The 13047-nt window shown below is 48.4% G+C and carries 9 protein-coding genes; 2 read left to right on the top strand and 7 right to left on the bottom strand.

The window, feature by feature from the left end; translation table 11 throughout:
* From fbaA to Q4563_RS04235, 6 genes are all read right to left on the bottom strand, one after another.
* Positions 1-1074, bottom strand: a complete 1074-nt coding sequence (gene fbaA / locus Q4563_RS04210) for a class II fructose-bisphosphate aldolase (RefSeq protein ID WP_303603706.1) — start codon at positions 1072-1074, stop codon at positions 1-3.
* Between the two features lie 42 nt (positions 1075-1116).
* The gene (locus Q4563_RS04215; RefSeq protein ID WP_303603707.1) at positions 1117-2043 is read right to left on the bottom strand and encodes a sugar kinase; all 927 of its coding nucleotides are present in this window, start codon (positions 2041-2043) and stop codon (positions 1117-1119) included.
* 57 nt (positions 2044-2100) lie between these two features.
* Complete coding sequence (locus Q4563_RS04220) at positions 2101-2853, bottom strand: SDR family NAD(P)-dependent oxidoreductase (protein WP_215976857.1); 753 nt, start codon at positions 2851-2853, stop codon at positions 2101-2103.
* A 148-nt stretch (positions 2854-3001) separates the two neighbouring features.
* A complete protein-coding gene (locus tag Q4563_RS04225) occupies positions 3002-3349 on the bottom strand; it encodes a cupin domain-containing protein (RefSeq protein WP_084591621.1) in 348 nt (115 codons plus the stop codon).
* 79 nt (positions 3350-3428) lie between these two features.
* A complete protein-coding gene (locus Q4563_RS04230; protein ID WP_303603708.1) occupies positions 3429-5579 on the bottom strand; it encodes an alginate lyase family protein in 2151 nt (716 codons plus the stop codon).
* Between the two features lie 5 nt (positions 5580-5584).
* Positions 5585-7795, bottom strand: coding sequence for a polysaccharide lyase 6 family protein (locus Q4563_RS04235; RefSeq protein ID WP_303603709.1), 2211 nt, complete (start codon positions 7793-7795; stop codon positions 5585-5587).
* 887 nt (positions 7796-8682) lie between these two features.
* Here Q4563_RS04235 and Q4563_RS04240 point away from each other — a divergent pair.
* Positions 8683-9987 carry an MFS transporter gene (locus tag Q4563_RS04240; RefSeq protein WP_215976854.1) on the top strand — a complete coding sequence of 435 codons (1305 nt, stop codon included), beginning with the start codon at positions 8683-8685 and terminating at the stop codon, positions 9985-9987.
* 621 nt (positions 9988-10608) lie between these two features.
* On the opposite strand, the gene Q4563_RS04245 is transcribed toward Q4563_RS04240, so the two are convergent.
* On the bottom strand, positions 10609-11487 hold the full coding sequence (locus tag Q4563_RS04245) for an NAD(P)-dependent oxidoreductase (protein WP_215976853.1): 879 nt from the start codon (positions 11485-11487) through the stop codon (positions 10609-10611).
* Positions 11488-12236: 749 nt separating this feature from the next.
* Between Q4563_RS04245 and Q4563_RS04250 the strand changes: the two genes are divergently transcribed.
* Positions 12237-13013, top strand: a complete 777-nt coding sequence (locus tag Q4563_RS04250; RefSeq protein ID WP_215976852.1) for a FadR/GntR family transcriptional regulator — start codon at positions 12237-12239, stop codon at positions 13011-13013.
* Positions 13014-13047: the final 34 nt, after the last annotated feature.

The following is a 13047-nucleotide window of genomic DNA, read 5'->3' on the forward strand; positions in this document are numbered from 1 at the left end:
TCAAAAAACGCTTTCGCAATTTAACTGCCGACAAATGTCGGTAAGTTTCGATGAAAAACCCTCTTCAGCTTTACGCATCCAAACACGCGGATCGTAAAACTTCTTATTGGGCACATCTTTACCTTCAGGATTACCTATTTGAGCCTGCAGGTAGCCTTTACGGTCTTCATAAAATTGCCGTACGCCATTCCAGTAGGCCCACTGAAGATCGGTATCCACATTAACTTTAATAACACCGTAATCAATACCTAGAGCGATATCTTCAGCGGAAGAACCCGACCCACCATGAAACACAAAATCGACAGGGTTGTGACCCAGCTTATACTGCTTACTGAGATGATCTTGAGAGTTTTTCAAGATTTCAGGACGCAGAGAAACATTGCCCGGCGAATAAACACCGTGAACGTTACCAAATGAGGCCGCAATAGTGAATTTATCGCTGATAGCACTGAGCTTCTCGTAGGCATAAGCCACCTCTGAAGGCTGCGTATATAGGCGTGATGAATCAATACCAGTATTATCTACCCCATCTTCTTCGCCACCGGTAACACCTAGCTCAATTTCAAGGGTCATACCCATAGCACTCATACGTTTGAGATACTCACAGCAGGTGTCAATATTGTCTTCTAGCGGCTCTTCGGACAAATCAATCATGTGCGACGAGAACAAAGGCTTGCCGTACTGCTTAAAATACGCCTCACCGGCATCAAGTAAACCGTCAATCCAAGGCAATAATTTGCGCGCAGCGTGGTCTGTATGCAGCATGACAAAAGCCCCGTATGTGGACGCCATAGAATGTACATGCAAAGCCGCCGAAACCGCGCCTTTTATCGAGCCCTGATGATTGGTATTTGAGACAGATTTACCACCATAAAATGCAGCGCCGCCGTGAGACAGCTGAATAATGATTGGAGCATTTAATTCAGAGGCAACCGCCATAACACTATTAACAGTGCTGGAGCTGGTGATATTCACAGCGGGCAACGCCATTCGATTCGCTTTGGCATAGGCAAAAGTTTGGCTAACCGCATCACCGAGGATGACATTATCAGTTAAATTCAATTTGTTAATCATGGACAACTCACTTTTAGTCTGTGGGTATGTGGTGTCGAAAACTTAAAAGCTAGGCATATCGCTTTCAGCAATGATGGCACCTTTATACTGAATCACCGTAGAGGCCAACAGATGGCCTTTTTGTGCGGCAATTTCATGGCTTTCGCCCTGGGCGCGAAAATGTAAATACGCAGCATTAAATGAGTCACCCGCCGAAGTGGTATCGACGACCTCAACCCGGCGCCCACTCACCATTTGGCGAGACTCCCCTGTATCCACACAACAGCCTTCAGGGCCCATCTTCAGTACGACTTCTTGTGCGCCGCACTGGCGAATACGATTAATAACCGCATCTTTATCGGTTTCGCCGAACAACAGGGTTTCATCATCAATGGTGGGCAGAGCAATGTCGCTCAATGCGTAAGCGCGGCTAAAAGCCTTCTTGGCATCTTCTATGTTGGCCCAAAGTACAGGGCGATAGTTACCATCAAAAACGATCTTTTTACCCGCGGAACGCAACTGCTGCAACATCGCAAATAAACGATTCAATGAGGGCTCATCAACAATGGCCAAACTGATGCCGGACAGGTAAATGAAATCGAACTGAGATAACTCATTGGTTAATGCCTGCTGCTTTTCATCGCTATCAAACAAGAATTTCGCGGCCGAATCATTGCGCCAATAAATAAAATGGCGCTCACCTTCAGCATCGTTACTGATATGGTAAACACCTGGGCGCTTAGCAGGGTCAACCTTCACCAAACTGGTGTCGACACCATTGCCTTCCCACTGGGCCATCATCCAACGGCTCGCTTGATCATCCCCCATGCCAGTCACAAAACTTGCATGGGTACCAAGGCGGGCCAGATAGACGGATGTATTCAGTGTGTCACCACCGTAGCCAATCACCGCTGGAATTTTTGCTTGATCCGGAGATAAGCTACCACTGGACATTTCCAGCATACATTCGCCAATCGCTGCAATCTTCACTCTCTACCTCTTCAATGTATTGTCTCTCGAGCTTCAGTCGAGATCAAAAGCTTACACTCAGGAAAACAGCAGGCCGCCGTTAACATCTAAATTCAAGCCAGTTAAAAACGATGCTTCATCTGAGGCCAAATACACCACCACATCACCCACTTCATCGGGTGCCCCTTCACGTCGTAAAGGTGTTGCCGCCGCAATGTTTTGACGCACTTCATCTTTGGTAAATGTATCGTGAAATGTGGTGCTGATGACACCTGGACACAAAGCGTTGACCCGAATACCTTTAGGGCCTAGCTCTTTTGCCATGGCACGGGTGAACGTCATAACCGCCCCCTTGGCCGTGGCATAAGCCGATGCACCCGGACCGCCTCCATCGCGCCCCGCTTGTGAAGCAATATTTACCACCGAACCGCCCTTACTCATATGAGGGGTTACATACTTGGTCAACATAAAGGTGCTGGTAAGATTTAAGCGCATTACCAAATCGAAAAATTCGGGGGTCATCTCATCAATGGTTTTGCGTTGAACCAAACCGCCCGCCACATTCACCAACAGATCAATCTTTTGACCAAATGCTTCTTGCGCCTTAGCCACTAAATTTTGTACATCTTGCGCATCGGTCATATCGCCCTGGACTAGAATAGCATCCACGCCTAGCGCTTTAACTTCCTGCAGAGTAGATTGCGCCTGCTCGGCATTGCTGAAATAGTTAATAACAAGCTTTGCTCCTTCCTGGGCCAGCTTCAGCGATATTGACTTGCCGATATCGCGAACCCCACCGGTAATAATACAAACTCTATTTTCAAGCTTCATACTAAACACCACCTCAAGTTCAACAAAGCGACTGTCCATCAGGTTTTAGGCGGTCACTCTACCAATAAATAACCGAGCAAAACGGGGCACTATCGCCCCGTTTACAACTACCAATTTCTTACAATTTAGGCTTTTAGATAGGTTGAGCTTATTTTCCACCCACCATATCAGCACGAATTGGGCTGAATATATCGATCAGAATACCGGCCTCTAAACAAACGGCACCGTGCTCTTCGTTCGGCGGAACATAAAAACAATCACCACCTTTCAGTATTTTCTTTTCACCATCAATCATAACTTCAAATTTGCCACGCTCAACGTAGGCAACCTGAGAGTGGAAATGGCTGTGAACATAGCCTTCACTGCCCTCATCAAAGGTAACGCGAACAACCATGATTTGCTCGTTATAGCCCATGATGCGACGCTTAACACCCGGCGCCACATCTTCTTCTTCGATGGTATCCATTTCAATAAATTTACTTGATTCGATCAGCATTCTCTTCACCTTTTACTATCACGGAATATTAAAAGTAACTGCCTATCGTTCCAATGAGAGGCAGTTCTAAACATCAATTCTACTGTTGTAAGACTTCAGCCTCAACTGGGGCAGATCCTTTCTTACCTGTGGTGAGCACCAGCGTATAGGTGCCTGCATCACCCATATTAACAATGAGCTCGGCGCCAGACTTAGTTGTATTGTAGTCCAAAGACTTAACACGGCTATAAGCGTTAGTAACAAACTCAGCCGTGCCATTGTATTCGCCGTGTGGCTCAACAATCGAGTACATGACCGCATTGCTCGCCTGCAATCGACGCACAGCACCTTGATCGCGACGCAAATTGTGGTTTGGATCGTTGGCGCCTAACTGGAAAAACAGTGTTTGCGCCGACTCGCCATCACTCGCCTCGCTGCCATAGGTATACGAATAGAACCGATCACCCAGAAGCCATGTCAAACGATTGCCCTCAGACGCCGAATCGCCCTGGCTACGCAGCAACATATGCTGATAACCATTATCGTCACCCATCGCTGTCCAGACATCGAAGGCCTCTGCATTTTTAAGATTATGGTCAATCACCTGGCCATTAAAATGCAACGGCAAGTCATACAGGTGCTTGTCATCAGATTGAATAGACACGACATCGATAACAAATGGCTCGATTGACTCAGGCTTAACCAATGCTTGTACGCGGGTAATTGCAACCCCGTCATAAGCGGTATTAATTCGACCAATGCTTACATCAGCTGCATCACCAGTACTAAAGAAAACTTGCTCGGCAGGCCTTGTATTGGCCACCGCCAAATCGGCATTGAACTGGCTCGTCTTATCGACAACCAATGCATTATGAGCGACCGTCTGTTTAGCCCAGGTGTTATTTTCGTGTAAATAATGGCCGCCGTATTTGGCTTCCACATTCAAATAGCGTGCAGCACCGTAATCGGTAACAACCTCTTTGCCGTTATCATAAAACTGCCAACCCAAACGATCGTAATGGCCGTGACCCATACCTTGGCTTGTATTTTTTGCCACAATCAAGGAGCCCGATTCATTATCACCAGAGCGCATTAATGTTAAGCCACCCTGATCACCTTTAGCGCCATCGCTATACACTTTCGACTCATAGGGGTATGGCTCGACGTTATTACTGGCAAGAATTTTTGACAAAGCGACGCCACCGGCACTTAGGCTAACGCGCCCTTGCTGACGGGCGATATCACTTAATGACTCATCTTCAGTAATATCGTAGGCAATCGCCAACGCCTGCACCAATTCTTCGGTCTTAATGCCTTTGTCTTTGATGGCATCGTTAATTGGGATAAACAAGCCGTTATAGCTCAACTCGATAGTTGTTTTAATTGCCTTGAGCAGAATACCGTCGCGATGCTCAAAAATGCCGATTTCAGGCTGATTGGTTTCGATAGCCTTGGCAAACCAAACGAAAGGCATTAACGCATAACGCTGATAATAAGGCCCTTCGGTGTAGTAACCATCAGGAGAGAAAAGCTCATCCAACTGTTTTAGAAAGCCAGAGTTGCCGCTTTTATCCAAACCCTTAAGCGCCTTTTCCACATAATCGTCTCGGCCGGTGGCATAACCCACCATCCCGACAGCTGCCACAGCCCAAGTGCCGTGATTATGGATCTTATCGAAAGTTTGCGGCTGACCTTCAGACAGATAATCAGCAACCGGGAACAGCAAGTTGTTCAAAATCTTGTCTTTTTGCTCGCCGTTTAACGTTTCCGAAACCATGTCGTACGCCTGACTGGTGTAAACCAACCAAACCGCTTCGTTTAGACTCTGCCAAAATAATTTGCCCGGCGTTTGCTCTTTCTTCTCAGGGTGCAAGCCCAGCTGTGGGTACATTTCAGCGTAGGTATTTAGCATTTCAACAACATAGTCACTGTAACGACTATCACCACTAAGCTGGAACTGCAAACCAGCAGCGTGCATGGCCTTATAGTTGCGCTTATGCTGCTCGTGGGTATAACCACCACCAGCATCTTTAGGCCAAGGCACTACAATACCTTCGGCAATGGCGGCATCAGCCACACCCTTGTTGCTTTGCAATGATTGCTCTAACAAGCCACCCGAGGCGGACTGCAAGGCAACAATATCATTCTCACTAATAACCAGTGACGGCGATTCTGCAGCAGTGGCATTTACACCACTCATTAGCAGGCAGGCAACGCCACCGGCTTTAACGATAAAAGAGGGCATTTTCATAAAATTTACTCAGAAAAGTTATTATTGTCAGCGTTAAAGGTAGATTCCATGCCTGGCACGACACTTTCTACTTTGTACAATGGTTTTTGATTATAAGTGTTATTGTCGATACGAATCACAGGCCCACCAACGGTGTGCTGAACTAGGATTGGAGCACTGTCTTCGAAATGACTATTTTCAATTAATCCACGCTGAACACCGTGCAGCACAATACTGCTACCGGACTTATCAGCAGCCGGGGATGCAGTAACGGTCACGCCATCTACGTGCACGTGTGGGCCAAATGTACTTTCGTCGGTTCCGCCACGATAAACTGTCATCAGGCCACCGGTGGCGTTATTTACCTGGCTATTTTTAACCGTAATATACTCGGCGTTATACATGCCGTAATCGTCTTTTTCCGAATCCAGCTTTAAGACTGTACCTTTAATATTATTAAAGCTGGAATCTTTGACAATCACATGGTCAGCGAATGTGCTTTGGCGCAACTTGATTACATCAAAGTCTTTATTGATATCCAAGTCCTTCACCTCGACACCCAACAGCTCCAACCGAGAGTTTTTCCCCATAGGCTTACTGTCAGAGCGAATCACCGCATTGGCCTTATCATCAGGAGCGCGCACGCCACTGATCGACAAATCTTGCAAGCGCAGCGCGCTACCATTCAGTAAATCCACCAGAGACTTTCGGCCAAACGTTAAGCGAGTCTCACCTTTACCTGCACCGCGAATTACCAGCGCTTCATTTAGCAGTAACGTTTTTGACAGGTGGAAATCACCCGCAGCCAGCACCAGCTCGCCCGCACCATCCAAGGAGGCGTAAGCGTCTAGAATTGTGTCAGTTCCGGGGTTCACGTTGACACTTTGCTCTGTGTTAAAGCGATCGGATTTTTCAAATTTTGGATACCATGAAACACCCACCTCAGTTTTCTGCACAGGCAGCACTGGTGCTGACACATCGAGCCCGGCAACTTTCTTAAACCCACCTTCTAACTCGTCACCAGTTTCGAAGTTCGATTTGTTACCGCTAAAATCAATACCTTTTACACTATCGTGCAGCTCAAAGGGCGACTCTTTAGAATCGTTAATGACAGTGTTGTTAACAAAGCGGCTGTTTGAAGGAGCGGCGCTGCGCTCTTCATCGCTACCAGCACCGAAAATAATACGCTCAACATTCACCAAGGTGTTACCTGTGATCAGTGCGTTATCCACTTGATGATAGCGGTTAATCGGAGAGTTGGGCACGCCATTCACAACAACCAAACCGCCGCCAAAACGCGAGCCAGCCAAACCAGAGAGGTAGTTGTTTTTAATAACTTGGTCAGCATTGATCACGCGAATGCCACCGGTATGATCAACCCCATTACCGATAAACGCATTGCCTTCAACCAGATTACCGTTGCCGTGACGCAACGTCAGGGTGCCACGCGACTCAAAGAACACATTATTTTTTAAGACGTTTTTACCTGACTTATTGGAAACAATCTCAACTTCACCATCGCAGTGCTCAAAGTAATTGTGAGCCACGGTTGTTAAAGAGTCGCTTAGCGAGTAATGACTGGTGCCGATACGTAAGGTTTCGCCACCGTTTGAACCCAACACAGGGCGCGGGCCAAAATAATTGTACTCAATGATATGACGGTTTTCGCGACTGTGCTCCGTGTCGAGCTTAACCGCCATGGTGACGCCCTTATTACGCTTAAAGCTGAAATGGTTATGATCGATGCGGTTATTTTTACCGTAGACGCTCACCCAGTAATCAGTTTCGTAACGATCGGGGTTACTAAAGTCATCGATCACCACTTCTGTCAGGCGAGTGTCAACCGCTATCGTCGAGTAATCTGATTCATCTTTTGGCTTGGCCGTACGAAAGGAAATAACGGAATCGGTTGGCGTATAGCCGTCTTTAAACACCAGCCCGCGCACCACTAGGTGCTCACCGGCCAGCTGGAGATTTGAGCGTCCGCTGATAATCGCTTTACCCGGATTAGCTGCCGCTAGGGTAATGGGCTCTTGCTCGGTACCTTTGGCAGAAAAAACGAATTCCACATCACGCCAAACACCATCTTCTAGCAACACTCGATCACCAGGCTCTAAGTCGCCTGCGACTTTTTGATACTCAGAGAAGTCAGCAACGGAGTAATCTTTTGCCGCACATAATGCCGGAACAAGAGTAAGGGCAACAACACCAGAAAGGGTAGAAAGCTTATTATTCATATTTATCACACCACAATTACGCTCAAAAATCGGCCGCAACCGTTAAAGCCATGCTCAGCGACAACTTAGAATGGAAGACCTGCGACCGCTATAACAGCTGGTACACACAGGGGAAAGACGCCCCCAGAATCAAGCACATAAGGAGTCAAGCAGCCCACTTCTAAGCCAGCCGCCAAGGCCACATCTTACGCTTACAGCCCCACTGGAACTTATACACCGAAAGGCTATCACCGAAGGAATAAAAGTGTCAACCAATCTATCTTACAATTCTGGTCAACAGCCTAACCCCTAGGGCTCGCAAGCCCCGCCAACAAACCCTCGCATCACCAAAACCACCTCAATTGTCCCTCTTACGCCACCCTTGCCAACTGCTGTACATACATCAATTTATGCAGACAAAAAAACTTAACAAATCGTCTACCAATATGTATTACCAATTAATACGATTCATGGTAGGATTTACCTTGCAGCCTCAACTAAGAAATGGCCTGTGCATAAGTCGGAGCGGCGTCTCACCCAACCAGGTATTACGCCAAGCCCAATCCGTCCAGCACCTGACCATCGCGGCTGCTATAGCTCCGAAAGGTCGTCAGCACCTTAATGGTAGTCTCCACATTGGAACTCTGCCGTTAAGGTCTCAGAGCTAACGATGACACAACAATAAAGAGGTTGCCGCTATGCTAAAACCACCCTGACTCACGAGGTCTTTATAAAGTGGCGATAGCTGCGTAGCATACCCAAAGGCTCCCCCTCTCACCCAGAGGCCGCCAACAGCTCCGGCACCGGCTCACCGAAGCCGGCAAAATCGCAAGCAGTTCGAGTACACTCGAGTTAATAACGATCCACAAAAATAGATAAGACGAAAATTAGCCCTGAGGGAGTAAACAATGAAAATCAAAAACTTACGATGGTGGGTGATCTCTCTGATCGCACTTGCCACCATTATTAACTATATCGACCGCCAAACGATGAACGTCCTCTGGGCAACCAGTATGGGTGAAGAGCTATACCCAGACCTAGACGCCGATGGCCGCAAAGCCATATACGGCACCATCTCCGGCTTCTTTATTCTCGCCTACGCCCTCGGCCAAGCAATTTTCGGGAAAATTTTCGACTGGGTCGGCACTCGTATAGGCTTCGCCCTATCTATTGGTGTTTGGTCAATCGCTACCGCCCTGCACGCGTTCGGGCAAGGTGTGGTTTCTTTAAGTATTTTCCGCAGCCTACTCGGTGTAGCAGAGGCCGGTAACTGGCCTGGCGCTGCCAAAGGTAACGCCGAATGGTTCCCGTCCAAAGAGCGCGCACTGGCGCAGGGCATCTTCAACTCCGGCGCGGCTATTGGCGGCCTGGTATCGATTCCAATCATTGCCTTCTTGGCCATTCACTTCAGCTGGCAAGCCATCTTCGTTATCGTCGGTCTGCTTGGCCTGCTATGGCTCGTGCCTTGGCTCGTTCTGGTCAAGTCTCCGCCTGGCACACACCCCTGGATCACCGCCGAAGAGCGCGAATATATTCTTACCGGCCAGAAAACCACCCCGGCCACCGACGACAACAACGTCGAAACAGAATACGCCCCCAATACCAAAGAAATGCTATCGCGCAAGCAAAGCTGGGGGGTTATTATTGCCTCGGCGGCTATCGACCCCATCTGGTGGCTGTTTGTTTTTTGGATTCCCACCTACCTTGCCGAAGTTTACAATATGGATGTTAAAGGCATCGCCCTATACGGCTGGGTACCTTACGTGGGCGCAATGTTCGGCGCTTGGTTTGGCGGCCTTCTCTCGCAAAACCGTATTGGCGCTGGCTGGACCATCAACAAAACCCGCAAATTCGTCATCACCCTTGGCTGCCTGCTGATGCTGCCTTGCTTGCTGGCCATGGCCAGCCCTGGCGGCCCAGTTACCGCGGTACTGCTGATGGGTGTGATCCTGTTTGGCTTCCAAACTGCTATCAGCAGCGTGCAAACACTGCCTGCAGATATGCTGAGCCAAAAATCAGTGGGCACGCTATCGGGCTTTGCCGGTATGGCTGCCAAGTTCTCAGCCTGGGGCCTAACCATTTTCGTTCCTTGGTTAACCTCTGGTGGCAACTACGCACCCGCCTTTATCATTGGTGCGTCACTAGCCGTTATCGCCCTAGCGGCAATCTGGATTCTTATCCCAACTGTTGAGCCTTTGAAAGCAAGAGACTAAGCCTCAACTGTGCCCCGCAAGCCCCTCGGCTTGCAGCACACCCAAGCCGCTCACCACTAATGCCCTGCATTATGTGAGCGGCTTTTTATTGCCTGAGCCTACCCCCTTACCGCCCAAGCTTATCCCAGCCGCCCCTGTGAACACGCCCCCTCCCCCACAATGCCCACTGTTAACACAGGCGAGCGAGCAAACCGCCCACCACTCAACTCAAACTCTCTTTTGCAGCACCACCATCCACCTACAGGCAGCGACTATGCGCGATACACAGTGACCTTACCTATCTAACAAGAGCCTACTTCAAGCCTCACGAGCCAAGTGCATGGACCGCCATACAGGCAGCGAATTAAGGGGGATAAGAGCCAAACAAATCAAAGGCCGGATAAGCGGGCAAGATTAAGCATTTTGAGACCGAGCAGGAACACGCCAGCGCCAACAGACGCTCCCTAAAAGGCAGGCCTAAAAAGCAGATCAGTGAAACGGGAGTTAAGCAGAGGGGACAGAGCAAAATACTCAACCTTTCCGGCCGAGCTCAATAAAACTATCTTAAGAGGTAAGCTATCAGAACGAAAAAAGCCGCGCTGAGCCGAGAGGCTCAAGCGCGGCTTTTTATTACCGCTCAAATTATTTTGCTAACTTGAGGTAGTAATCAAAGATCTCTGGAACATTGCCATTGCCCATATCGGCAGCAACAGCGTCCTGCAAGCCTTTAGAAGTACCTTCGGCGATTGGCGCCTGAGTACCCAGATCGTTGACCATCTCAAGGAAATAGCCCAGATCTTTATTAGCGTTAGCAATCGAGAATCCCAAATCACTCACACCATCAACAGCGTAATTCTTACAGAAGTTCATGAAAGGTGAGCTAGATGGGCCAGTAGACATAATATCGAACAACTGCTGACGATCAACACCCGCACGATCTGCAACTGCAAACGCTTGAGACATAGCACAAACGGTCGTCATACCCATAAAGTTGTTAATCAACTTAGTGGTGTGGCCGGCACCCAGCGCGCCCAGGTAGAAAACATTCTCACCTTGCTGCTCTAGTACTGGCTTAACTTTCTCAAAAGTCTCTTTGTCACCAGAGGCCATAATGTTAAGCAAGCCATCTTTCGCGTGAGCAGGTGTACGACCCAGAGGAGCGTCAACCATGCCGGCACCTTTCTTGGCCAAATCAGCGCCAATCTTGCGGGTTGAGGCAGGAATTGAAGTACCGAAGTCAACCAGTACCGCACCTTCTTTAATACCCGCTAAAATGCCGTCATCGCCGTATACCAGCTTTTCTACCACATTAGAGGTGGTCAGACACAACATAATAATGTCGCTAGCTTCAGCCAACTCTTTGGCTGAAGACGCCGCAGTTGCGCCGCGTGCTACAACGGCATCAACCGCTTCTTTATTAAGATCCATTACAACCGGCTCAAAACCTCGTTTTTGCAGGTTTTCAACCATGTTGCCGCCCATAAGGCCCAAACCGATAAATCCGATAACAGGTTTAGTCATATCTGACTCCTAAAATATACATTTGAAACTCGACGCATGAGCGCAGAATACTGAGTCCTCGCGGAGATTAAAGCAACCGCGAGCAACAAAATTAAACGAGCTGCCACCGCAAAAGCATAAAGCCCCGCGAAGAAAAATCGTTTTAAGGTAATTCTTACTGCCGCTGTGAAACACCAAAGGGCAAAGAAGCCTTGATTGAGAAAAAGCAGGCTTTTATGTGCCAAACTCTCAGCTTCACATTATCGCTCAAAAAATAGATCGGGCCTACCCAATAAAGGGAGGCCCGACCCAAGGAGAGCCACACACTAGAATTTAGCGGATCAGCCAACTTCTAGTCTGATCAGCGGGAAATGATCAACCGAGCCCTAAGCCCTTATTAGTACTGGCATACGCCGCACACAGAACTAGGCTCAGCCACCACCTTCGACTGAACAGTTAGACTACCAACGATACACCCAAAGTGTCAACCAATTATTATTACCGGATTGTATCACCTCATAAAAGGTACAGACTCATCAAACCTTGCGGCGATATGCGCCAAATCACTAGCTATTCGCATTAAGACTGTTACGTTTTAGAGCATGAGTTGAGCACCCCCCACTATAATTCCACACGTTTTTTGTGCCTTTTGTTACGTCGCTCTCAGCTTTTCATGGTTCCGTCAACCAACCTGTATTACCAATTAACGATTCTGTGCTATGATTGCAAGGTTAATAATTAGAGAACATTACAAGTCAGGAGTGGATTAAATGAGCGATAGCAGTAATAGCGGTAATAGACGCACCTATCGCAAGGTTGCGCAGAAAATGTTGGCGGCCCTCGATTCTGGGGAGTTTCCCGCCGGGGCTCGCTTGCCTCCCGAGCGCGAGCTTTCGGAGCGCTACGGTGTCAGCCGTCCAACTATTCGTGAAGCCATTATTGCTCTTGAGGTAATGGGTCGAGTCGAGGTTCAAACCGGCTCAGGTGTTTACGCCCTAAAATCCTTCAAGGCTAACAGCACTAATCCGCGCGAGTACAGTCCCTTTGAGGTAACTGAGGCGCGGGTACTGATCGAATCGGAAGCCGCAGCATTGGCTGCATCTACCATCACGGCTGAGCAACTCGAAGAGCTCAACACCGCGCTGGAAGAAATGAACAAAGAAAATAACGATGGCAACCTCACCTCAGAAATAGCCGATCGAAAATTTCATTTGGTCATCGCCAACTCCACCCAAAATCGCCCCCTAATCAGTATCATCCAACACCTTTGGGAGATTCAGGCCAACTTACCTGACTTAAAAGTTGCTCATCAGTCGGTGTGTAAAACCGACGGCGAGAGACGTATCAAAGAACACAGGGTAATATTGGAGGCACTCAAAGCACGCGATCCGCACGCCGCACGCCTATCCATGAGAAATCATTTTTCTCGCTCGCTCGATGCACTGCACGCCACGACTGAGCAGCGGGCGGTTGAAGAGATCCAAAGGCAGCTAAGTGAACGGCGCGAGCGATTTTCTCTCAACCGCATTCAGTATATGACTGAATAAGATTGTGCTCGGCCTTTATTCAACAGGCCGAGCA

Source organism: Gilvimarinus sp. 1_MG-2023 (assembly GCF_030548285.1).